This is a genomic window from Paeniglutamicibacter kerguelensis, assembly GCF_017876535.1.
Lineage (GTDB): Bacteria > Actinomycetota > Actinomycetes > Actinomycetales > Micrococcaceae > Paeniglutamicibacter > Paeniglutamicibacter kerguelensis.
This window is the reverse complement of record NZ_JAGIOF010000001.1, coordinates 3,787,235-3,809,747: the sequence shown is the minus strand read 5'-3', so window position 1 is coordinate 3,809,747 and position 22,513 is coordinate 3,787,235. Positions and strand designations below refer to the sequence as shown.

The 22,513-nt window shown below is 62.3% G+C and carries 19 protein-coding genes and 1 tRNA gene; 15 read left to right on the top strand and 5 right to left on the bottom strand.

Going from position 1 to position 22,513, the window contains the following annotated elements; translation table 11 throughout:
- Window positions 1-33: 33 nt before the first annotated feature.
- The 5 genes from JOF47_RS17275 to JOF47_RS17255 all read right to left on the bottom strand — a co-directional run bounded on the left by JOF47_RS17275 (window position 34) and on the right by JOF47_RS17255 (window position 6,378).
- Complete coding sequence (locus JOF47_RS17275; protein WP_210000696.1) at window positions 34-858, bottom strand: HpcH/HpaI aldolase/citrate lyase family protein; 825 nt, start codon at window positions 856-858, stop codon at window positions 34-36.
- A complete protein-coding gene (locus JOF47_RS17270) occupies window positions 855-3,026 on the bottom strand; it encodes an acetyl/propionyl/methylcrotonyl-CoA carboxylase subunit alpha (RefSeq protein WP_210000695.1) in 2,172 nt (723 codons plus the stop codon). The genes JOF47_RS17275 and JOF47_RS17270 overlap by 4 nt, the downstream gene beginning before the upstream one ends.
- Window positions 3,027-3,032: 6 nt before the next feature.
- A complete protein-coding gene (locus tag JOF47_RS17265; protein WP_245356948.1) occupies window positions 3,033-4,634 on the bottom strand; it encodes a carboxyl transferase domain-containing protein in 1,602 nt (533 codons plus the stop codon).
- 40 nt (window positions 4,635-4,674) lie between these two features.
- Entirely contained in the window at window positions 4,675-5,325 is a 651-nt protein-coding gene (locus tag JOF47_RS17260; protein ID WP_210000691.1) for a TetR/AcrR family transcriptional regulator, read from the bottom strand.
- A 384-nt stretch (window positions 5,326-5,709) separates the two neighbouring features.
- Window positions 5,710-6,378 (bottom strand): FadR/GntR family transcriptional regulator, encoded by a 669-nt coding sequence (locus JOF47_RS17255; protein ID WP_210000690.1) that lies wholly within the window; start codon window positions 6,376-6,378, stop codon window positions 5,710-5,712.
- A 159-nt stretch (window positions 6,379-6,537) separates the two neighbouring features.
- Here JOF47_RS17255 and JOF47_RS17250 point away from each other — a divergent pair, with 159 nt between their 5' ends.
- From JOF47_RS17250 to JOF47_RS17180, 15 genes are all read left to right on the top strand, one after another.
- Entirely contained in the window at window positions 6,538-7,803 is a 1,266-nt protein-coding gene (locus tag JOF47_RS17250) for an Nramp family divalent metal transporter (RefSeq protein ID WP_210000686.1), read from the top strand.
- 86 nt (window positions 7,804-7,889) lie between these two features.
- Entirely contained in the window at window positions 7,890-9,656 is a 1,767-nt protein-coding gene (locus JOF47_RS17245) for a gamma-glutamyltransferase family protein (RefSeq protein WP_210001817.1), read from the top strand.
- Window positions 9,657-9,751: 95 nt separating this feature from the next.
- Window positions 9,752-10,399, top strand: coding sequence for a YoaK family protein (locus JOF47_RS17240; protein WP_245356412.1), 648 nt, complete (start codon window positions 9,752-9,754; stop codon window positions 10,397-10,399).
- A gap of 18 nt (window positions 10,400-10,417) precedes the next feature.
- Window positions 10,418-10,699, top strand: coding sequence for a hypothetical protein (locus JOF47_RS17235; RefSeq protein WP_210000681.1), 282 nt, complete (start codon window positions 10,418-10,420; stop codon window positions 10,697-10,699).
- A gap of 280 nt (window positions 10,700-10,979) precedes the next feature.
- A tRNA-Gln gene (locus JOF47_RS17230) sits at window positions 10,980-11,051 on the top strand.
- A 531-nt stretch (window positions 11,052-11,582) separates the two neighbouring features.
- The gene (locus JOF47_RS17225) at window positions 11,583-12,401 is read left to right on the top strand and encodes a D-alanyl-D-alanine carboxypeptidase family protein (protein ID WP_210000679.1); all 819 of its coding nucleotides are present in this window, start codon (window positions 11,583-11,585) and stop codon (window positions 12,399-12,401) included.
- A 226-nt stretch (window positions 12,402-12,627) separates the two neighbouring features.
- Window positions 12,628-13,458: a ribose-phosphate diphosphokinase gene (locus JOF47_RS17220; RefSeq protein ID WP_210000677.1), complete on the top strand. Its 831-nt coding sequence runs from the start codon at window positions 12,628-12,630 to the stop codon at window positions 13,456-13,458.
- Between the two features lie 72 nt (window positions 13,459-13,530).
- A complete protein-coding gene (locus tag JOF47_RS17215; RefSeq protein ID WP_210000676.1) occupies window positions 13,531-15,102 on the top strand; it encodes a nicotinate phosphoribosyltransferase in 1,572 nt (523 codons plus the stop codon).
- A 6-nt stretch (window positions 15,103-15,108) separates the two neighbouring features.
- Window positions 15,109-15,267 (top strand): hypothetical protein, encoded by a 159-nt coding sequence (locus tag JOF47_RS17210; RefSeq protein ID WP_210000675.1) that lies wholly within the window; start codon window positions 15,109-15,111, stop codon window positions 15,265-15,267.
- A gap of 10 nt (window positions 15,268-15,277) precedes the next feature.
- Complete coding sequence (locus tag JOF47_RS17205) at window positions 15,278-15,916, top strand: NUDIX hydrolase (RefSeq protein ID WP_210000674.1); 639 nt, start codon at window positions 15,278-15,280, stop codon at window positions 15,914-15,916.
- 53 nt (window positions 15,917-15,969) lie between these two features.
- Entirely contained in the window at window positions 15,970-17,391 is a 1,422-nt protein-coding gene (locus tag JOF47_RS17200) for an MFS transporter (RefSeq protein WP_210000673.1), read from the top strand.
- A gap of 29 nt (window positions 17,392-17,420) precedes the next feature.
- On the top strand, window positions 17,421-18,194 hold the full coding sequence (locus tag JOF47_RS17195; protein ID WP_210000671.1) for an SDR family oxidoreductase: 774 nt from the start codon (window positions 17,421-17,423) through the stop codon (window positions 18,192-18,194).
- Window positions 18,195-18,222: 28 nt separating this feature from the next.
- A complete protein-coding gene (locus tag JOF47_RS17190) occupies window positions 18,223-19,665 on the top strand; it encodes an aldehyde dehydrogenase family protein (RefSeq protein ID WP_210000668.1) in 1,443 nt (480 codons plus the stop codon).
- Between the two features lie 12 nt (window positions 19,666-19,677).
- Window positions 19,678-20,013, top strand: coding sequence for a ferredoxin (gene fdxA, locus JOF47_RS17185; RefSeq protein WP_210000666.1), 336 nt, complete (start codon window positions 19,678-19,680; stop codon window positions 20,011-20,013).
- Between the two features lie 779 nt (window positions 20,014-20,792).
- Entirely contained in the window at window positions 20,793-22,310 is a 1,518-nt protein-coding gene (locus JOF47_RS17180) for an RNA-guided endonuclease InsQ/TnpB family protein (protein WP_210000665.1), read from the top strand.
- Window positions 22,311-22,513: the final 203 nt, after the last annotated feature.

The following is a 22,513-nucleotide window of genomic DNA, read 5'->3' as shown; positions in this document are numbered from 1 at the left end:
GCGACCGTTGGATTCCGTGACCGACGGACACAGTTAGCCCCGAAACGTGGTGCCTGCGGCCCTGGATAGGATCCTCCGCGCATGGCGCAACAGCGGCTCGTCGACCATCTGCCCCTCGAAGGCAAACACCCCCAGTTCCTTCTCGGCCGCCGCCAGAATGCGCACCGCGCGCTCGACCTGCTCGGGGGGCGGCGTGAAGGCCTGTCGTATCATTGGCATCTGTCCGGGGTGGATCGAGGCCTTCGCTCCGAAGCCCGAAGACTGGGCGTCGAGCGACTCGGCCAGCAGCCCCGCATGGTCCGCGATGTCCAGGTACACCGAGTCGATGGCGACCTTGCCGTGCGCCCCGGCGGCGAGCAGCACCTGCGAACGGGCGTGCAGTGCCACATCCCGGTAGCTGCCCCCTTCGGTCCGCGAGGACGATCCGCCCAGCGAGGCGATGAGGTCTTCGGCGCCCCACATCAGGGCCGCCACGTGGGGTGCCGCGGCGATCTGCGCTGCATTGAGCACCCCGAGGGCGGTCTCGCAGAGGGCCACGACCGAATAGCCCCCGAGCGCGTCGACATCTGCTGCCGATTCGGTCTTGGCCAGCATGACCGTGCGGTAGTGCGTGGAGTCAAGGGCCTCCAGGTCTGCCGCGAAGTCGGGACTGCCGACGGGATTGACGCGCACGATGGTGCGTTCGGGATCCTGTGGGTGTTCGATCAGTGCCGCACGCGCTGCCGCGCGGTTCCCGGGGGCCACCGCGTCCTCGAGGTCGATGATGACGGCGTCGGCGCGTTCGAGCGCCTTGGCGTAGCGGTCGGGCCGGTCCGCGGGGCAGAAGAGGATGGCTGGTCCCATGGTGAAGGCGGTCATGAGGGCATCCTCGCTTCTTCCGGGTCGTTGGAGTTGTTGGAGCCGGTGGACCCGTCGAGCGGTTCGTGCGGGTCCGGCCTGCCGTTGTTGGTGACGGAGCTGGTGGAGGTGCTGGTGACGGTGGCGACCACCTGCTGGGCCTTCACCAGGTCGCCGACCCGCAGCCGGCCGATCCGCACGGTGCCCTCGCCGGGGGAGCGCATGGGGTGTTCCATCTTCATGGCCTCGATGGTCACCAGCACATCGCCCTCCCGAACCTGTTGCCCGTCGACGACGCCCACGGCAATGACGGTGCCGGGCATGGGGGAGCGGACCTCCGGGGATGCGGTCCCTTCCTCCCGGCTCAGCCCTGCCAGCTCCCTGTGCAGTTCCTCTTCGCGGCCGACCACCCGCAGGCAGGACACCCAGCCGTCCCGACTGAGCCACAGCGTGGAGTCTTCACCGAACGCGACGGCAACGCGCTGCCGGATCCCGTTGACGGCACAGTCTTCATGGCCCAGGGTGGTGAACTCGAAGGACTCGTCCCCGACCATGAAGGTGCGGCCGCCGGCGCCGGATGTCGATGTGCCGGGTATCGAGTGGAGAACCCGCAGTTCCCCGTCGAGCTCAAGCAGGCTCCGGGTGCGTGCGGGTCCGCCCAGCCGCCACGAATCCCGGGCACGCCACGTCCCGCCGGTTCCCGGGTGCCGGTCCAGGGCCAGTCCGGCGGCGAGCACCAGCTCCGCGTCGCCGACCGCATGGAACACCATGCCCGGCATCTTGCGCTCGATCAGCGTGGTGTCCAGGTTTCCGGCACGGACATCGGGATCGTTCAGCAACAGCCGCAGGTACTCGATGTTGGTCAGCACGCCCAGGACAACCATCCGGGCCAATGCGCCATCCAGCCGTCCCAGCGCCTGGTCCCGGTCCGAACCCCAGGCGACGACCTTGGCCAGCATGGGGTCGTAGTGCGGGGAGACTGCGAAGCCCTCAAGAAGGCAGGAGTCCACGCGCACGTGTTGACCGGCGGGTTCCTCCACCCTCAGCAGCGTGCCCGTCGACGGCATGAAGTCGCGGGCCGGGTCCTCCGCATAGACGCGGGCCTCGATCGCGTGGCCGGCCAGCGTGACGTCCTCCTGGGTGAAGCCCAGCGGCTGCCCCGCGGCGATCCGCACCTGCGCCTCGACCAGGTCGATCCGCCCGCCGCGGATGCGCACGACCTCCTCGGTGACCGGGTGCTCCACCTGCAGCCGGGTGTTCATCTCCATGAAGAAGAACTCGCCCGGTGCCTCGTCGGAGACCAGGAACTCGACGGTCCCGGCCCCCACGTAGTTCACCGACTCCGCCGCCGCGACCGCGGCGGCACCGATCTCGGCGCGGATGCGCTCGCCGTCCGCCTGGTGTTCCAGCAGCGGGGAGGGGGCTTCCTCGATGACCTTCTGGTGCCGGCGCTGCAGGGAGCATTCGCGCTCGCCGAGGTGCACGGTGTTGCCGTGGGTGTCGGCGAGGATCTGCACCTCGATGTGCCGAGGGCTCCGCACCAGGCGTTCCAGGAAAAGCGTGTCGTCCCCGAACGAGCTCAGCGCGGTGCGCCGGGCGCTGGCCAGGGCCGCCGGTAGCTCGTCGGGGGAGTCCACAGCCACCATGCCCTTGCCGCCGCCGCCTGCGGAGGGTTTGATCAGCACCGGGAAGCCGATCTCGGCGGCCGCGTCGATCAGCTCCTCGTCGCTGAGCTCCGGTTCGGCGATGCCCGGGGTGACCGGGACGTCGTGGGCGGCGACGTGGTTCTTGGAGCGGATCTTGTCGCCCATGAGCAGCAGCGCGTCGATGCCCGGGCCGATGAACACGATGCCCGCGTTCTTCAGCGCGCGCGCGAATTCCACGTTCTCGGAGAGGAAACCGTAGCCGGGGTGCACGGCCTGGGCGTCGCTGCGCCGGCAGGCCTCGATGACCGCCTCGATGTCCAGGTAGCTGTCGGCGGCGGGGGACGCCCCCACCCGGACGGCCACGTCGGCCTCGCGCACGTGCAGGGCCCCGGCGTCGGCATCCGAATAGATGGCCACGGACCGGATGCCCATGCGCTTGAGCGTGCGGATCACGCGCACGGCGATTTCGCCGCGGTTGGCAACCAACACGGTGTCAAAGAGTGAAGCGTCAAAGAGCTCGGTGTTAGAGGGATTTGTGGTCATGGTGCATCACATCCTGAAGAGGCCGAAGGAAGTTTCGGGCAGCGGCTGGGTGGCACAGACGTCCAGCGCCAGGCCCAGGATCCGACGGGTGTCCAACGGGTCGATGACCCCGTCGTCCCAGAGCCGGGCGGTGGAATAGTAGGGGTTTCCCTGGTCCTCGTACTGCTTCTTGAGTGGTTCCTTGAAGGCGGTTTCCTCCTCGCGGCTCCAGCTGGAGCCGGCGGCCTCGAGCTGGTCCCGCTTGACGGTGGCAAGCACCGAGGACGCCTGCGCCCCGCCCATCACGGAGATGCGCGCGGCCGGCCACATCCACAGGAAGCGCGGCGAGTACGCCCGCCCGCACATCGAGTAGTTGCCGGCGCCGAAGGAGCCGCCAATGATCACGGTCAGCTTGGGGACCCGGGCCGTGGCGACGGCGGTGACCATCTTGGCTCCGTGCTTGGCGATGCCGCCGGCCTCGTAGTCGCGGCCCACCATGAAGCCGGAGAGGTTCTGCAGGAACACCAGCGGAATGCCGCGCTGGTCGCAGAGCTCGATGAAATGCGCGCCCTTGAGCGCGGATTCGGAGAACAGCACGCCGTTGTTGGCGACGATTCCCACGCGGTGCCCGTGGATGCGCGCAAACCCGGTGACCAGCGTGGCACCGTAGCTGGCCTTGAACTCGTGGAACTCGCTGCCGTCGACGATGCGTGCGATGACCTCGCGGACGTCGTAGGAGGCGTTCACGTCGGTGGGCACCACGCCATAGATTTCGTCCGGGTCCTCGGCCGGCGCGGCGACCTCGGGGATCACGTCCCAGACAGGAACGGGGGTGGGCGGCAGCGTCTGGATGATATCGCGGACGATGCGGATCGCGTGTGCGTCGTTCTCGGCCAGGTGGTCAACGACCCCGGAGACGCTTGCATGAAGCTCACCGCCGCCGAGCTCCTCGGCCGTGACGATCTCGCCGATGGCCGCCTTCACTAGCGGCGGGCCGCCCAGGAAGATGGTGCCCTGGTTGCGGACGATCACCGTTTCGTCGCTCATCGCCGGGACGTAGGCGCCGCCTGCCGTGCAGGAGCCGAGCACCGCGGCGATCTGCGGGATCTTGCGTGCGGACAGGTTGGCCTGGTTGTAGAAGATGCGGCCGAAGTGCTCGCGGTCCGGGAACACCTCGTCCTGCATGGGCAGGAAGGCGCCGCCCGAGTCAACGAGGTAGACGCAAGGCAAGGCATTTTCAAGGGCAATTTCCTGGGCGCGCAGGTGCTTCTTGACCGTCATCGGGAAGTAGGTTCCGCCCTTGACCGTGGGGTCGTTGCACACGACCATGACGTACCGGCCGTGGACCATTCCGATTCCGGTGATCATGCCGGCCCCGGGGGAGTCGCCGCCGTACATGTCTTCTGCCGCAAGCGGTGCAACCTCGAGGAACGGCGACCCCTGATCCAGCAAGGCATCCACGCGGTCGCGCGGCAGCAGCTTGCCGCGGTCCACGTGGCGTTGCCGGGATTTCTCCGAACCGCCCTGTGCCGCCGTGGCCAGACGCTGACGCAGTTCGGAAACCAAGTCCTCCTGCTCAACTGCGTTCTTGAGAAAACCGGGGTCCGCGGTATCGATGCTGCTGGTCAGTCGTTGCACATTTCCTCTTTTCTGGTGAGCACTGGGGAAGCTAGGCGGGAACGCTTGTGGATTTCGGGATTGGTTCGCTGACCAGCAATGTCGGTGGGCGAATGTAGTCAATATCGTCGAGCAGAGTGTGGTCGGCCGACAGGATCTTGCAGGCCATGTTGACGAAGTAGCCCTGCACCTCGGCAAGTGTGAGGCGGCCGTCGGTCCGGTACCAATGGGCAACTCCGGTTCCCATTTCCACCAGGGCGAGCCGCGCCATGGTGGCGTCATCGGCGGAGAAGTCGCCGACCCGCAGTCCGCGTTCGACAACCAGCGCAAAGAGCGACTCGTATTCGTCGCGCAGCGACTGCATTGAGTGGCGATTTTCGGGTCCCAGCGCACGCATTTCATACTCAACAACGCGTGAGGTGAGCGGGTTGGTGGCGGTGAAACCAACGTGTGAGGCAACGAGGGCTGCCAGTTGGATGGTGGGCTCGGCGCCTATGCGGATGGCATCGGAACCGGATTCGATCATGGCTTCCAGACAGGAACGCATGATGCTGACCAGAAGGTCTTCTTTGCTGCCCGTGTAGTGGTAAAGCGTGGCGGAGTTGATTCCGGCCGCAGCGCCCAACTCGCGGATCCCCGTGGCTGCGAATCCGTGCGCGGCGAAACATTCGACTGCTGCTTGCTGAACCCTGCCAAGATCCATGGAACGTTCCCTCTGTTGGAGGTCTGTCACGCTTCCCAATCGATCGATCGGGTATCTGCTGTCAGTCAAGTCCAAGGCCGCCGACCTTGTCAATCATTTGATTGGGAATTGAACGAATCAATTACGACAATGAGGCGCTTTGTCTACTGGGTGAAAAGTCCACTCATTGAGGGTGTGAAAGATTGCGGTCGAGGTTGGGGATGCTCAGGTTCCATCGAACCGTCGCTCGAAATGAATCTCCACGCGGAGTCTGTTTCCGATTGAATTTTCGGCGCCGTTGGCACGACAGAGCGAAACCGTTGCCAGTGCTCACGGACTACCGGAATAGCGGGATGATCCTTGCTGGAATGCCAGTCTTTCGTCGGCTCCGGAAAGTGGATTGTCCTAGTTGTTTCCGGGGGACTGGTCAGCCTTGGGGGCAATCAGCTCCTGGATTCCAGAAATGTGTTCCCTCATGGCGTTTTCCGCCAAGGCCGGCTGGCCGGCGCGGAGTGCATCGACAATTTGCCAGTGCCCGTGGAGCGACGCTTCTTTCCGCTTGCCACCCTGAAACCCCAGGCGGCGGGAAGCCCCGGCCCAGTCGCCGACAATTCGGATGAGGTCCGACAGCAACGGATTGCGGGCGATGTCGGAGAGGGCCACATGGAAGGTCTGGTCCAGCTCAAGCAGCTTCATGGAGCTTGTTTCGCTCTCCGACTCTGCCAGGATCTGCTCCAACTTGCGGATGTCGGCTGCGGTTGCCTTGGTTGCAGCTAAGCGGGCCACTGCAGGTTCGATGGTCAATCGCATTTCCATGACCTGGGAGAAATCTTGCTGTGCCGCGGTAAACGCCTCACTGAGCTGCTCGAACTGAGACTCGGTTGGGGCCTCCAGCACGATGGTTCCGCGTCCGGGGCGACGACTAAGCAGTCCCTTGATCTCCAATTCCAAGAGGGCTTCCCGCAAGGTGGCGCGTGATACGCCCAGCGTGGCCGCGAGTTCTCGTTCCGGCGGAATCTTTTCACCCTGGGGGAGCTCCCCACGCACGATCATCAGTTCGAGTTCAGCAGCCAAGTTCCCACCGAGAGAATTCCATTTTTGGTTGATTGATGACCAATTGACCATGTTGCGTTCCTTCCCTGAATGTTGACCTTGCTAACTACAGTGTACGCATGGCATATTGGTCAGACCAGCAGACCAGTATGGCCTGCGTCACCAAAGGAGAGTGTTGGCATGCAGACGAAAACCAGTCCAGATCAACTAGGACAGCTTCAAGGGTCTCGGTTGCGAAGAATTGTCAATGTCGCTGGCCCCGGGCTGATTGTAGCCGCGGCCGGTGTTGGCGCTGGCGACCTGATTGCTTCGTTGAACTCCGGTGCCAGCTATGGATTGGCGCTTGCCTGGGCCGTGGTTGTCGGCTGCTTCATTAAATTCATAGTCACCGAGTGCATTGGCCGCTGGTCACTGGCGACGGGGATTAGCCCATTGCGGGGCTTCCATAAGTTGAACAAGGCATTCACCACTTATTTTGGGATCTACTCGGTCATTCTGGGATTCTTCTACGGTGCTGCCATTGCGGGCGCGCTGGGGCTGACGATCAATGCCATGTTCCCGAGCGTCGACGTGAAGCTGGGCGCGATTGTTGCCGTTCTCGTGGGAATGGGAATCTTGTGGATCGGCAAGTATGCATCCTTTGAGAAAATCATGGCGTTCTTCGTTGCCGTCATGTTTATTTCCATTGTTGGCGCTGCGGTCCTGACACGCCCCGACATGAGCATTCTGGCGGGCGGCCTGACTCCACGGGTTCCCGATGGAGGAACCTTCTATGTTTTGGGCATCATGGGTGGCGTAGGCATGTCCATTGGACTCCTGTCGTACGGATACTGGCTGCGGGACCGTGGCTGGACGGGCCCGGGATGGATCGGTTCCATGCGGTTGGACCTGGTCATCGGGTACGGCATGACCTTCATATTCATGCTTGCGATGATGATCGTCGGCGCAGCATTCCTGCAAAATGGCGGCACTGAGGTCAGTGGACTGTCCGATTTGAAGCAGCTGGCGCAGCCGTTTGGCGAGCAGTTCGGTGAGCCGGCAAAGTGGCTGTTGCTCATCGGCATGTTTTCCGCCGTTTTCAGCTCATTGATCGGCGGATACAACGCGCTGGCAAACGTATTCAACGACATCGTGAACATTTTCCGAGGCACGACCCATGAGCGCGATGAAAACGCGGCTCGCTCGATTCCGTTCCGCGCCTACATCGTATGGATGTGTATCCCTCCTCTGTCGATGTTGTTCCTGGACAAGCCGGTGACGCTCGTACTCATTTATGCCGCGATGGGTGCGTTGCTCATGCCGGTGCTGATCGGAGGCCTGCTTTGGCTGATGAACTCCAAGGGCTTGGACAAGAAACACCGAAACGGCATCGCCATGAACACGTCATTGGTTCTCGGGCTCGTTATGTTCGTCTCCTTGGCGGTAAACGAGCTGGGCTCACTCTAGTTTTATTGAATATGTATGTTTTTTCTTCGAAAAGGTGTTACTAAGTGAATTTCACTACTCGCCCTGAATTGGCCGGTACCTTTGGCATGGTGTCGTCGACCCATTGGTTGGCGTCACAAGTAGGCATGGGAATCCTTGAACGCGGGGGAAATGCGTTTGACGCGGCGACTGCTTCTGGATTTGCTCTTCAAGTAGTTGAACCGCATCAGAACGGCCCCGGCGGAGATCTCCCGCTGATCTTTGCCAAGGCAAATGAGGGCAATCCGGTCGTGCTTTGCGCGCAAGGGCCGGCTCCCTCCGGGGCCAGCCTCGAGGCCTTTGCGGAGCTGGGCATTGACATGGTGCCCGGGACGGGGCTTCTGGCAGCCGCGATTCCCGGTGCCACGCTGGGATGGCTGACATTCCTGAAAGACCACGGAACGTTCAGCCTCAAAGAGGTTCTGGATGCCGCGATCGGATACGCGAAAAACGGATACCCTGCGACATCCAAGGTCGTGGAGTACATCGGACGCATGGAGCCGCTTTTCACGATGCATTGGGGCCCATCGGCCGAGGTATACCTGCCGAACGGGGAGGTGCCGGCCGTTGGACAGCTCCTGACCAATCCCGCGTTGGCGCAAACCTACCAGCGGTTGGTCGATGTCGAATCCGAGGCGCTTGGCAGCGGTGCCACGCGAGATGCAGCCCTTGAAGCCGTCATCGATGAATGGACCGGCGGATTCGTAGCCGAGGCCATCGACGAGTTTGCAAAGACTTCGTGGAGGGACTCGACGGGAGAAGACCACCGAGGTTTCATCACCAAGGACGACATGGGGAAATGGCGGCCACACTACGAAGCCCCGGTTACTGCCGAATTCGGAGGTGTCACGGTCTGCAAGGTCGGGTTCTGGAGCCAGGGCCCCGTTTTCCTGCAGCAATTGTCATTGCTGCAGGGCATGGATGTTGTTCCCGGCACGGCTGACGGAATCCACAAGATCCTGGAAGCAACGAAACTTGCCTTCGCGGACAGGGATGCCTGGTACGGGGACGTTTCAGACGTTCCCGCCGCGGCGCTCCTCTCGGCGGATTATGCCGATGAACGTCGGACGCTCATTGGCGAAAACGCATCCCACGAAATTCGCCCGGGCTCGCCTGATGGACGGGAGCCGCGGCTGCCCCGTCTGGAGACGAAAGCGGATTTCGATCCGACGGGACTGAGCGGCGTGGGGGAACCGAATGCAGTGGCCGCCGCCTTGGACTCCGGTCCGAAGGCAAACGGCGAGGCCCGTACCGATACCGTCCATGTTGACGTGGTCGACCGGTGGGGGAACATGGTTTCGGCAATGCCCAGCGGGGGTTGGCTGCACTCGTCTCCAGTGATTCCGGAACTCGGGTTCCCGTTGGGAACCCGGTTGCAAATGGCTTGGCTCGAAGAGGATCTACCCAACGTGTTGGCCCCGGGAAAGCGACCTCGAACGACGCTTTCCCCGACGCTGATTTTTAAGGACGGTGAACCGATCATGGCCTTCGGGTCTCCGGGCGGAGACCAGCAGGACCAGTGGCAACTTCACTTCTTGCTGAACCATCTCTTGGGTGGCATGAATCTTCAAGAGGCAATTGATGCTCCGGCTTTCCACAGCACTCATTTCCCGAGTTCCTTCTTCCCGCATGAGCACCAGTTAGGTGTGGTTCTCATCGAGGAAAGGATTGGCGAGTCGGTCATTGAAGGGCTTGAATCGCGAGGACATATTGTTGGAAAAGCCGGCAGCTGGGAGATCGGGCGCATGTGTGCAGTGTCGCGAGACCCCGAAACCGGCGTACTCAAGGCAGCCGCGAATGCTCGCGGCATGCAGGGATATGCGGTCGGACGATGACTTTAATTGTTGGCGATGAAACGAAAACAGCCGCTTCGAACCGACTCCGAAAGGGTCGTGCACGCGTATCGGAAGCAAAGCTACTTACCTGGCTCATGCTGTCCCTGACGTTCTCAACCGGAATCGTCGACGCCGTCGGCTATCTGGGATTGGACAGGGTGTTTACCGGCAACATGACGGGCAACGTCGTGATTCTGGGAATGGCATTGTCTGGAACCACGGACTTGCCCGTGGTTGGCCCGGCCATAGCGCTGGTTCTCTATTTCTTGGGTGCCGTTGTTGGCGGCCGGTTGCTGCGGGGACACCGTGAAGGATGGACGTCTGCGACAACGATCGTTTTCGGTCTGGTGTCGGCGATGCTGCTGGCATGTTCCATCTTCACGCTGGTGGTTCCCCTGGGAGCAATCCCGCATTCGGCCGTTGCCTTGGCAGCCGTTCTGGGGTTCGTCATGGGCGCCCAAGCTGCTGCCGCCAGACAGGTCAAAATCGCCGATGTCACAACGGTAGTGGTGACCTCAACGATCACTGGTCTGGCCGCGGATTCCTGGTTTGGCGCCAGGCTAAAACAAGATTGGGTGAAGCGCCTGATGGCCGTTCTGCTTATCTTGTTGGGAGCTTTGTGTGGAGCCGTCCTGCTTCCGCATGGAATGTGGATTCCCATCTTGGTTTCGGCCTGTTTGTCGCTTGCCGTGACCATTGTTGGCGAGAAGCGAAGAAGAGTTGAACGGGACCTGACCGCCTGAGCTTTCCACCGCGAGTTGATGAACTTCATCAACTCGCGGTGGATTGCCAGCGGTTTGTTGAGCGTCATCGGCTGGTACCCGGAGGTCATCGCCTGCGGGTACCAGCCGATGCGCGAGCTCCGCTCGAAGGTCTGGGAACCGGCACTGGACCAGAATGAAAACCCGCGCGCGAACGGCTGGGCCATCGGAGCAACCATGCTTCGGGAAGGTGCGAGAACCGGGCTGGCCAAGTTGCGGGACACCGAGGAACGTGTGGGGTCCATGGGACCCCACACGGACATTGCCGGCTTCCATGACTAGGCCCATGCCTTTGATTTGATGGCCCCGGCGCCGCAGGTGAATATGGTTGCAGCAGACGCACAGGCGCGGCATATGCTATGGAACATGCACCTACATTGACAAGACGTGCCTGCTGAACGGCCCTCACTCGCAGTTTCATTCCCCGCTGATATCGACAAGAACTCGTTGGGATTATCGGCGATTGTGCTTATAGGTCGGAGTTAGGGTACTATTTGTGGTCGAGTTGCGCTACTAATTCATGCTCTGGCTTGCCGCCGAACAGGGAATTTTTCGTAATTTTTGGGATATGGTGTAATTGGCAACACAACGGTTTCTGGTACCGTCATTCTAGGTTCGAGTCCTGGTATCCCAGCTCTTTCAGCGGACATGATGCGAATGCTGATTTTATTGAAAATTTCTCTAAAATCAATTACTTTTATTTTCGCCGGAGCCCTTTGGGCTACGCCTCACAGCAAGTACAAAATCGATCGATCTGACGCACGGCAGGTTCCGGTATTTGCGCGCCGGGAATCACCGTTCGAGTCAGTCGCTAAACCTGAACTTCAGGACCAGCACCTACGGCCGCATATGGGTCATCGACTTCAACTGCATGCTGGTGTGTTGAGGGTTCGTTTATGTGACCCGAGCCAATGACCTGAGCTTGAGGATCTTTTCGGCCGGGCCAGGAATTACCTCTCTCCGGATCTGTCGAATAGGCTAACACCTGGTATTGATCGGCATTCTTTGACGATCAAAACGGTAGCGGGTTGATGAATCGGAACCCTTGTGCAACCGATAGGAATTGTTTATGGCCTGTACAAGTGGGCATCGAATCAAGACCATAACTACACTCGCGATTTCAGCGGTATTGCTCAGTGGTTGCGCAGTGGCGCCGAGCCCGTCCATGGCAACCGATGCGCTACAGGTTGAGTCAGTCGCAGCAAGGGCCGCGTTGCCTGCCGCTTTGAAGAGCGTGAATTACAACGTCATAACCAGCAGCAAGGTGCACCTGCGAAAGTCCAATACCAACGCTTCCGCATCCATGGGACTGATCCCAAGGGGTACCTCAGTCAAAGCGACCGCAGTCGCAGTCAATGGCTGGTACAAAGTCTCGTATAAGGGCAAGCGCGGTTACATTTCCAACCCCTACGCCAAGCAGGCGGCCACTTCCAAAGGCTCATCGTTTGAAACGAGCGCAGTGCTGGGCAAACGCAACAAGCTGTCCGCAGATTACAAGCCCAGGCTGGGTAAGCTCCCCAACTCCAAGCAAAAACTGCGCACTGATGCTGCAACTGCATTCAATGAATTGAATGCCGAAGCGAAGGGCAAAGGGATTCGGTTGAAGGTTGTTTCTGGCTACCGTTCGTACGATAGCCAGAAAGCCGAACTGGCCAAGTACACCAAACTTTATGGCGCGCAGTACGCACGCAAGGTCGTTGCGCTGCCGGGGCTGTCGGAGCATCAGACGGGACTCTCCGTTGACCTGGGTGCATCGAACGGGCAATGCCGAGAGCGGACCTGCTTTGCGAAAACCAGGGAAGGTCGCTGGCTTGCCGTGAATGCCCCTCGATACGGGTTCATTCTCCGGTACCCCAAAGGGTCGGAAAAGGTCACCGGATTCAACTTCGAGCCTTGGCACTACCGGTATGTCGGAACATCGGTGGCAAAAACCATGAAAATCAAGAAGATTGCCACGCTGGAGCAATTCAACAAGATGAATTGAGCAGCCTCTCTCAACGAGGCGCCACGACGCCTTGGTAAGCGTCGAATTGCAGCCCTTCCTTGGAGTCCTTGCGGGATTCCATGGAAGGGTTGAGTAGTTTCGGCGCCTACGGCCGGCCTTGGTTTCGGACATTTTTGGGAGACTTGGCGAGGGACGGCTCCGCGACGTTATGTGGCGTTCCCACGAATAAACATCGCATGATGTTTATTCGTGCTATGCTCATTCCATGATCAAGGCATTCGCAACCGTCCCGGCAGGATTCACCGTTTTCTCCGATGCAACGGAAATGACGTTCCCAGCAGGGGAGCAGCACATTAAGACCCAGGCGGGCAGCACGCAGACCCCGTCGCACGTGCTGATCTCCGGTGCGGATGCCAACGATTTCGTCTCGGCGGCGATGTGGATCGACCACGCCCGTCAGGGTGGCCACACTGTCACCGCGCAGATCCCCTACCTCCCGGGTGCCCGACAGGATCGCGGCACACCCTTTGGGGCGCAGGTCTACGCAAACCTGATCAACTCGATGGGTGCCGACCGCGTTGTCTGCTTCGATCCGCACTCGCTCGTGATGCCGGCACTTGTCGAGAACCTCGCCGTGGTCCACTCGGACGAGGTCATCGCCGCAAGCCTCCCGCCCCACGACCGCGGCTACGTCGGTGTGATTGCACCCGACGCCGGCGCCGTCGAACGGGCCCGCCGTGCCGCGGATGCCCTCGGCCTTCCGCTCTACCGGGCGACGAAAGAGCGCGACTTCGCCACGGGAAAACTCTCCACCTTTCAGTGCGAAGCACTTCCGGAATCCGGACGGCTGCTGGTCGTTGACGACATTTGCGACGGCGGTGGAACCTTCATGGGCCTGGCCCAAGCCACCGGGCTGCCGAAGGAACGCCTCGATCTGTGGGTGAGCCACGGGGTGTTCTCCGGACGCGCCGCCCAGATCACGTCGGCCTACGGCCGCATCTTCACCACGGATTCGCACCCCGGGCACGGGAACCCCGACGTCAACGCCACCGTCATTCCGCTCGCAGCATTCCTCGAAGCCGGCGCCACCGCCTAGCCGGGCACGTCGCCCGCACCGCTTCCCACCAACTACTTAAAACCGACCAACATTCCCGAAGGGAAAAAGACCATGACAAACACCGCGAGCACCTTCACGCAAACCAACACCTTCACCGGCACCTCAACCAAAGCCGCGGTCACGGCGCCGCTCTTTGAAACCGACGCCTACAAGCTCGGCCACCGCGGCCTGTACCCGGCCGGAACCACGCAGGTGCTGGTCAACTTCACTAACCGCGCCTCGCGCATCGACGGCGTGGACAAGGTGGTCCACTTCGGACTCCAGGCCTTCCTGCAGTCCTACTGCATCGAAGCGTTCGCGCCGTTCTTCGCTGCGGACGAGGACGACGCGGTGAACGCATACCTCGACACGCTCACCGGTGTGCTCGGCCCGAACCACGGCATCGACGCAGAACACGTCCGCGCGCTGCACCGCCGCGGCTACCTGCCGCTGATGTTCCGCGCCCTGCCGGAAGGCACCCTAGTTCCGTTGCGGGTCCCGTCGATCACCGTGGAGAACACCGAGCCCGAGTTCTTCTGGCTGCCCAACTACATCGAGACGGTCCTGTCCGCTGCGATCTGGCAGCCCTCGACCTCGGCAACCATTGCCAACGAATTCCGCACCATCCTCGATGACGCGGCAGCCAGGACCGGCGGGGACACTGCATTCGTGAACTGGCAGCTGCACGACTTCTCCTTCCGCGGCATGGCCGGTGCCGCGGCGGCTGCCGCATCCGGCGCGGGCCACCTGCTCAGCTTCACCGGCTCAGATTCGCTGGCCACCATCGACTGGGTCCGCCGCTACTACCCCTCGGAGTTCGGAACCGACAACGGCCAGGTGCTCGGCTCGATCCCGGCCACGGAGCACTCGGTGATGTGCGCCGGCATCAGCGAATCCTCGGAGTTGGAGACCTTCAAGCGCATCCTGGACGTGCACACCAACGGCAACGTCTCGATCGTCGCCGACACCTTCGACTTCTGGAACGTCCTGCTGGAAATCCTCCCGGCACTCAAGAGCCAGATCATGGCGCGCGACGGCAAGGTTGTAATCCGCCCCGATTCCGGGGACCCCGCCGACATCCTGTGCGGGACGCGGAGCAGCCCGTCGATCGCGCACGACAAAAAGCCGGCCACGATCGCCGAGGACCCCGCCTACTTCGGCGCGGTGCAGATCCTCTGGGAACTTGCGGGAGGCACCGTCAACGACGCCGGTTACAAGGTCGTCGACGGACACTTCGGGTTGATCTACGGCGATTCCATCACCATGGACCGCGCCCGGGACATCACCGAACGGCTTGAGGCACTTGGCTTCGCGGCCGGGAACGTGGTCTTCGGCGTCGGCTCGTACACGTACCAATACGTCACCCGTGACACCTTCTCCTCGGCCATCAAGGCCACCTGGGCGATGATCGACGGTGAGGAGCACAACCTGCTCAAGGACCCCGTCACCGACAGCGGCATGAAGAAGTCGGCGACCGGCCGCCTCGCGGTCACCAGGGACAAGGGCGGCGAACTGGTGCTCATCGAGAAGGCAACGGCGCAGGAGGAAGCCGATTCGCTGCTCGAGCCGGTGTGGGCCGACGGCCGGTTCCTGCGCACCCAGTCCTTCAACGACGTGCGTGCGGTGCTCGGGAACCTGCGGTGATTCCCGATGCCGGAACGAACCCTTGAGGAGCGGCTTGAGGCGGCGGAACGGGAGCTCGCGGAGTTCGAGCACCAGCCGCCGCTGGGATGGCGCGCCTACCAGCGCGGCCGCAACGAGCGAATGGGCATCATCCTGGCCCTGAAACGGCAGCTGGAAGATGGGTAATATCAAGGGCATGCCTACTCAGCCTTTGGTCTCCATCGACGCCGTGCCCGTGATCCTGCATGAAGGATCGCTGCACCTGGTGCTGGGTGTCCGTGACCTCGACCCATTTGCCGGCCGCGCGGCGCTCCCCGGGGTCCTACTCAACGCCCACGAGCGGCTGGCCGAGGCGGTCCAGAGGGCGTTGCTGAGCAAGGCCGGCGTCGCGGCCGGCGCAATCCTGGCGAGCGTCGAGGCCGGGGTGTTCGATGATTTCGAGCGTGACGAGCGTGGCCCCACGCTCTCGATTGCGCGCCTGGTCATCCTGGATGAAAAGACTGCAATGACCGATCCCCGGGTGATGCTGGTTCCCCTGGACGGGCTTCCGGATCTTCCCTTCGACCACACGGCGATCGTTGCAAAGGCCGCCGCCGTGTTGCTGGATTCGCTGTGGATCAATCGGGACACCACCAGGGCGCTGCTGGGAGAAAGTTTTGACACGGCAGAGCTGATTGCCCGCATGAAGGAGCTTGCCGCGGCGGCGGGGTTGCCGGTGCCAGAGACGGCCAACATCGGCCGTTCCCTGGGTTCGAACAAGTTGCTTGAGCGCGTGGCCCCGGCGGCCCCGGCTGCGGGCCGCGGTCGCCCACCGGCGCTCTGGAAGTGGCTCTAGCGGATTCCCGCCCGACCCTACCGCGGGCCGTGCGCGAGTCCTAGGCTTTAACCATGTCGCAGGAAGACTCGCGTACTGCCGACGACGGTTTCTTGGAACCGCAATCCACCGGCAAGGCCGCGGTGCCCGATCCCGGGCACCGGGCGTTCCTCCATGTACTGGTCAATACCGCCGTGGCCAACGTTGTCACCAGTTTCCTCTGGTTCGCCCTGACCTTCTGGGTCTACCTGGAAACACGATCCGTGCTGGCCACGGGGCTCATTGGCGGCGCCTACATGCTGCTTGTCTCGGTCTTCGGCCTGTTCTTTGGCGTGATCGTGGACAGATACCGCAAGCATGCCGTCATGCTCGGTTCAACGCTGTTCACCCTGCTGTTCTTCGGGCTAGCCGGCACGATGTTCCTGCTGATCCCGGAAGCGGATTTGCTTGATATTTCAGGGGTCTGGTTCTGGATTTTTGCCGTGGTGATGCTGATCGGGGCGGTGGTGGAACAGCTGCGCAACATTGCGCTCTCAACAACCGTGACCTTGCTGGTCCCAGCCGAGAAGCGGGCGAACGCCAACGGGCTGGTGGGTTCGGTGCAGGGCATCGCGTTCCTGGTCACCAGCGTCTTCAGTGGCTTGGCCATCGGCACGCTCGGCATGGGCGGAACCATCATCATCGCGCTGGTGGCGATCGTGGTGGTGCTGGTCCATCTGCTGACCATCAGGATTCCCGAACCCCGGATTCTCCGGGAAGCTGGGCATACGGGACTGTCCGAATTGAAGGCAGGGGTCGGGGCGGTCAGGGCCACGCAGGGACTCTTTGCGTTGATCCTCTTCACGACCTTCAACAACCTCACCGGCGGGGTGTTCATGGCGCTCATGGATCCCTACGGCCTGACGCTTTTCCCCGTCGAGATTTGGGGTGTGGTGCTGGGCGTGACGGCCACCGGCTTCATCATCGGCGGCGGCCTGGTGGCGAAGTTCGGGCTGGGCAAGAACCCGATCCGCACCATGCTGATCCTGGTGGCCGTCACCGGCGTGCTGGGTGCCACCTTCACGCTGCGCGAGTGGTGGTGGCTGTACCTGGTGGGCATCTGGCTGTTTATGATCCTGATGCCGGCTGTCGAGGCCGCGGAGCAGACGGTGATCCAGCGGGTCGTCCCCTTCGAGACCCAGGGGCGGGTCTTCGGGTTTGCCATGACGTTCGAGGCGGCGGCCGCCCCGGTCACCGCGTTCATCATCGCGCCGCTGGCCGAGTTCTGGATCATCCCGTACATGGACTCGAAGGCTGGGCAGGACGACTGGGGATGGCTGCTGGGCGAGGGCGATGCTCGCGGGATCGCGTTGGTGTTCCTGGTGTCCGGGATCGCCTCGCTGCTGCTGGCGCTTGGGGCGTTGTGCACGCGCTCCTACCGGCGGCTTTCGATCGCATATGCCGCGGCTCCGGAAAACGCGCCAGAGAATGTCGACAGCCAGGATCTCAGCGAATAGGCCATCTCGTTGGTGTCATTGAAGGCATAGTGGACCTCGGAGTGGAAGGACGCGTCGCCCTCGTTGCGGCATCAACGGGCGGCCTCGGCCTTGCGGTGGCCACGTCCCTGGCCGCCGAGGGTGCGCGCGTTGTGGTCACCGGGCGCGATCTTGAGCGGGCCCGGTCCGTGGCCGCGTCCCTGCCGGGCGCCGTCGCGTTCCACCTGGACCTCAGTGTCCCGGCCGCGCCGGCAGAAGCCGTTGACCGGGTCACCGCGGAGCTGGGTCCCGTCGAGATACTCGTGACGAACGGGCCCGGCCCCAAGCCAAAGCCCGCAAGCACCACGAGTGCCGAAGACCTCTCCGCAGCAATCGACGGACTGCTGCTGCCCCAACAGCGGCTGATTGCCTCGGTGCTGCCCGGCATGATCGAGCGCGGCTGGGGGCGCATCCTCGCGATCGGATCGAGCGGGATCACCGCGCCCCTGCCAAACCTCGTGCTGTCCAACGTCGGGCGCTCGGCCCTCGCCGCCTACATCAAGACCCTCGCCGCCGAACAAGCCCACCAGGGAGTCACGGCAAACCTGTTGTTGCCCGGCCGCATCAACACCGACCGCATCGATGCACTCGACGCGGCGGCCGCGGAACGGCGGGACACCGACGTACAGACGGTGCGCGCCGAATCGTTCGCGGCAATACCTGCGGGCCGCTACGGCCGCCCGGAGGAATTCGGTGCCGCGGCTGCCTTCCTGTGCAGCGACTCCGCCTCCTACATCACGGGGGTTGCGCTGCGCTGCGACGGCGGACTCGTCCGCTCCCTCTAACCCATCCGACACAGTATTGGAGTACACCATGACCAGCACCCTCGAAGCCACAGCCATCGCCCAAAACCTCATCGGTGGTGAATGGACCGGAACCTCGGATTTTGAACGCATGAATCCGGCACGCCCCGGCCAGGTCGCATCCGTCGCACCAAGTTCCACTGTCGAAACCCTGACCAATGCCATCGGCGCCGCCAGTGCCGCGCAAGGCAAGTGGGCGGCACTCTCCATGCCGGCCCGGGGCGCGATCCTCATGGCTGCCGGAGAGATCCTCCGCGGCCGTCTGGGCATCGTTGCCGCCGACCTTGTACGCGAAGAAGGAAAGACCCTTGCCGAAGCCACGGGTGAGGTGAACCGTGCCATCGATGTGTTGCGCTTCTTCGGTTCACTCGGCTGGGCGGCAAGCGGCGACGTATTGCCAAGCGGGTTGCCGGGAACGAGCATCCACACGCGCCGCGAGCCGCTCGGGGTGGCGGGGCTCATTACCCCGTGGAACTTCCCGATCGCCATCCCTGCATGGAAGTTGGCCCCAGCGCTCCTGGCCGGCGACTCCGTGGTTCTCAAGCCGGCAGAGCTCACGCCGATGTCGGCAACACACCTGGCCATGGCCCTCATGGATGCCGGCCTGCCCGAAGGTGTACTCAACGTCGTCCACGGCAAGGGGAGAGTCATCGGCGAGGCTCTGGCCGATGACCGGCGCATTGCCGCCCTCTCCTTCACGGGATCAACAAACGTGGGCCTTGGCCTGCACCGCACGCTAAGCGAGCGCCGCGCCCGCGTGCAGTTAGAAATGGGTGGCAAGAACGGTGTGCTTGTCCTCGACGATGCGTCTCCGCGGACCGCGGCACGAGTGATCGCGGCAGGCGGTTTCGGCCTCACGGGCCAGGCCTGCACCGCCACCTCGCGCGTCTATGCGACCCCCGGGATTTTCCCCGCGCTGCTCGACGAGCTCTCGGGCCTGGCGCGTAACTATGTTCCGGGCGATGGCCTTGATCCGGCAACCACCATGGGCGTGGTCGTGAGCGAACAACAGCTGGCAGCGGACATCGCTGCCGTTGAAGGTGCGACCCGGCGTGGTGCGCGCGTGCTGCAGGGTGGCCGCTCAAACGGCCAGGCCTTTGAGGCGACGGTCATCACCAACGTTTCCAACGACGACCCCGTCGTCACCGACGAGATATTTGGTCCCGTGGTCGCGGTTCTTGAAGTTCCCGACTATGAGGAAGGGCTTGCCCAAATCAACAACTCATCCTATGGACTTACCGCAGGTATCTGCACCGACAGTCTCGCTCGATCAACCGACTTCACCCAGCGTGCCCAAGCCGGGGTCGTCAAAGTCAACCGACCCACCGCGGGGCTGGATCTCAACGTACCGTTCGGCGGGATCGGGGATTCATCCACAAACACCTTCCGGGAACAGGGCCACTCTGCGCTGGAGTTCTTCTCCTGGGGCAAGACCATCTACACGGGTGTCTAAGGGATGTGAAAAATGGCTTACGTCATTGCCCTTCCCTGCGTGGATGTCCTGGACCGATCGTGTGTCGATGCATGTCCCGTTGACTGCATTTATGAAGGCGAGCGCTCTCTCTACATCCACCCGGGGGGGTGCATCGACTGTGGGGCCTGTGAATCGGTTTGTCCGGTCGAAGCAATCTATTTTGATGAAGACTTGCCGGAGATCTGGGCCGGCTATGCCATCGCCAATGCAGAATTCTTCATTGAGATAGGTTCACCCAAGGGTGCGGCAGCACTGGGTCCGTTGCCCTTTGATGCGGCACTCGTTGCAGCACTTCCCCTGCAAGAGGCAGCTGCCCACCTGACATAGAAGTATCCCCATCTCGTGGCACCATATGGATCAAACAGTCCACCCCAACCGGAGCAGGCCCCGGTTGGGGTGGACTCACATCAGGTACTTAATTCACCAGGGGTTTCATCTCGAAGCCCATGAGTCCATGCAGCCGAAGCCTGGCTTCGTGTCGTTGCGGATGCCCTCAAAGTGAACTGTCCGGCACGACGGTCACAACGAGATTCGAAAATGGCGTTCCGCCGCTGCATTGCCCGAATTTGGGCTGGAGGCATCCTGTTGGGCTCGCCGCAAAAGCAGGAACAGTGTTCACGCTCATTGGGACGGCGCAAGAGTGCAAGTCGATACCGGGGCTGGACAGGAGCTACCTGGACGGCCTGACCCTGTATGTGCCCGCAGACGAATGTGAAGACCACCGACCTGATGGATGCGCTTCAGTCGAGTGCGTTCATCTGAACCTTGCTGTGCTTAAGAATCGTGACCCATCGGCCTTCTGTGGGAGCCGATGGGGAGACTCGAACTATGATTTGCGTTCGTAGTAACCAGACATCCGGCAGGATCCAATCAAGGTGACAGAAGTGCTGTTATCGGCGTTTGAAGGGGACCGCCCCGTAAAGCGGCTTCTTACAAAACGGCGGCATGATTCCCGGGCCGGTTCACTTCCTCGAATGTGGTGGCCAGTGGTGGATGGCTTGCGACCGGACGTCGGTTGCTTGTGGTCGGCAAAGGCCATTGAGTTCCGGTTCGCGTCGGCATCCACGGCACTGGTCGTTGCCGCACCCCGGGTGTACATTCATTCCATGAGCGTCCAGGCGGCGATGGCAACCACTATCATCCACCGTGCCTACCGCCTCACCCTTGATCCAACACCGCAGCAGGCCCGGAAGCTTTCCCAATGGGCGGGCGCGGCGCGGGCCATGTACAACCACGCGATCGCGGCGAAACAAGCAAGCCACCGGCGCTGGCTGCAGGAAGTTGCCTTTGCCACCTACGAGCAGGAACTCACCGAGGAACAAGCCCGCAAATCCATCAAGGTCCCCATCCCCACAGCGTATGGTTTCAACGCCTGGCTCACCGAAACACGAAACACCCACCATGACGCCGCCGAGAAAGGATTGCTTCTGCCTGGTCGTGACGGACGTGAACATGACCCGTGGATGCACGAAGTGAACCGGAGCGCGCTCGTGAGTGCGATGAGACACGCAGACGACGCCTGGACCAACTGGATTGACTCTTTGACGGGAACTCGCGCCGGTAGGAAAATCGGGTACCCGCGTTTCAAGAAACGCGGTGTTGCCCGAGACTCTTTCACGATCACCCATGACCGCAAGTCACTAGGCATTCGTTTAGCAACCACCCGGCGCCTGAGGATCCCCACGTTCGGTGAAATCCGGATCCACGACCACGCCAATCGCCTCCACAGGAAACTCCACACCGGAACCGTTGAGGTCACCTCCGTCACGGTCAGCCGTCACGGCCCCCGCTGGTACGCCAGCCTCACCGTCGAAGAAACGATCCCCACACCGCGCCTGTCGAAACGGAAGCGCGCCGCCGGGGTCATAGGTGTCGACCTGGGAGTGAAGGTAGCAGCAGCCCTCTCGAACGGTGAGCTGGTGCCCAACCCGCGCTTTAAGGCCTCACACGCTAAAAAGCTTGCACGCCTGCAAAAGGCACTCACCAAATCGCAGAAAGGATCCCGCAACCGGGCACAGATCGTCCAAAAAATCGGGCGCCTCACCCATCTCGAGGCACGTCAACGTGAAGGCCATGCACACAACGTCGCCAACCGACTCGTTCATACCTGGGCCATTATCGGCATCGAGGACCTCAACGTCGCGGGCATGACACGGTCATCCCGAGGGACAATCGAAAAGCCCGGCAAAAACGTTCGCGCCAAGGCCGGTCTCAACCGGTCAATACTCGACGTCGCACCCGCCCAGATACGGCACCTCCTCGACTACAAAACAGCCTGGTCCGGCACCCAGCTGGTAGTCATCGATCGGTGGGCGCCTACAAGCAAGAAGTGTTCAACCTGCGGTGCGGTGAAAGCCAAACTGACACTTGCAGAACGAACATTCGAGTGTGAAGCCTGCGGCTTGGTACTCGACAGGGATATCAACGCCGCCCGCAACATCGCCGCCCTAGCGGCCGTCGCCCCCAGCACGGAGGAGACGCAAAACGCCCGCCGAGCCGCCCCGCGTAAACCCGTATCCAGTACGGTCAAGCAACGGACAGCAATGAAACGGGAAGACCCACCAGGGTCATCTCCGCCCAGCAACGGGAGGACGTTCCACACCGTGTTGGTGCAGGTCATTTAGTGTCCTGCCCGGGCGCACGCGGAACGGCTCGACGAAAAGACCTCGCCGCCAATGAAGGCGACGTCCTGCCCGGGCGCACGCGGAACGGCTCGAAGAAAAGACCTCGCCGCCAATGAAGGCGACGTCCTGCCCGGGCGCGCGCGGAATAGCTCCAGCGGTCACACTGGAGGGCGATGGCCCACTGGTCCTTCCCTGGCACACAC

What these genes read in the sequence shown, in the direction of transcription:
- JOF47_RS17275 (WP_210000696.1), bottom strand. Translation starts at nt 858, where the DNA reads ATGACCGCCTTCACCATGGGACCAGCCATCCTCTTCTGCCCCGCGGAC.
- JOF47_RS17270 (WP_210000695.1), bottom strand. Translation starts at nt 3,026, where the DNA reads ATGACCACAAATCCCTCTAACACCGAGCTCTTTGACGCTTCACTCTTT.
- JOF47_RS17260 (WP_210000691.1), bottom strand. Translation starts at nt 5,325, where the DNA reads ATGGATCTTGGCAGGGTTCAGCAAGCAGCAGTCGAATGTTTCGCCGCG.
- JOF47_RS17250 (WP_210000686.1), top strand. Translation starts at nt 6,538, where the DNA reads ATGCAGACGAAAACCAGTCCAGATCAACTAGGACAGCTTCAAGGGTCT.
- JOF47_RS17245 (WP_210001817.1), top strand. Translation starts at nt 7,890, where the DNA reads ATGGTGTCGTCGACCCATTGGTTGGCGTCACAAGTAGGCATGGGAATC.
- JOF47_RS17240 (WP_245356412.1), top strand. Translation starts at nt 9,752, where the DNA reads ATGCTGTCCCTGACGTTCTCAACCGGAATCGTCGACGCCGTCGGCTAT.
- JOF47_RS17235 (WP_210000681.1), top strand. Translation starts at nt 10,418, where the DNA reads ATGAACTTCATCAACTCGCGGTGGATTGCCAGCGGTTTGTTGAGCGTC.
- JOF47_RS17225 (WP_210000679.1), top strand. Translation starts at nt 11,583, where the DNA reads ATGGCAACCGATGCGCTACAGGTTGAGTCAGTCGCAGCAAGGGCCGCG.
- JOF47_RS17220 (WP_210000677.1), top strand. Translation starts at nt 12,628, where the DNA reads ATGATCAAGGCATTCGCAACCGTCCCGGCAGGATTCACCGTTTTCTCC.
- JOF47_RS17215 (WP_210000676.1), top strand. Translation starts at nt 13,531, where the DNA reads ATGACAAACACCGCGAGCACCTTCACGCAAACCAACACCTTCACCGGC.
- JOF47_RS17210 (WP_210000675.1), top strand. Translation starts at nt 15,109, where the DNA reads ATGCCGGAACGAACCCTTGAGGAGCGGCTTGAGGCGGCGGAACGGGAG.
- JOF47_RS17205 (WP_210000674.1), top strand. Translation starts at nt 15,278, where the DNA reads ATGCCTACTCAGCCTTTGGTCTCCATCGACGCCGTGCCCGTGATCCTG.
- JOF47_RS17200 (WP_210000673.1), top strand. Translation starts at nt 15,970, where the DNA reads ATGTCGCAGGAAGACTCGCGTACTGCCGACGACGGTTTCTTGGAACCG.
- JOF47_RS17190 (WP_210000668.1), top strand. Translation starts at nt 18,223, where the DNA reads ATGACCAGCACCCTCGAAGCCACAGCCATCGCCCAAAACCTCATCGGT.
- fdxA (WP_210000666.1), top strand. Translation starts at nt 19,678, where the DNA reads ATGGCTTACGTCATTGCCCTTCCCTGCGTGGATGTCCTGGACCGATCG.
- JOF47_RS17180 (WP_210000665.1), top strand. Translation starts at nt 20,793, where the DNA reads ATGAGCGTCCAGGCGGCGATGGCAACCACTATCATCCACCGTGCCTAC.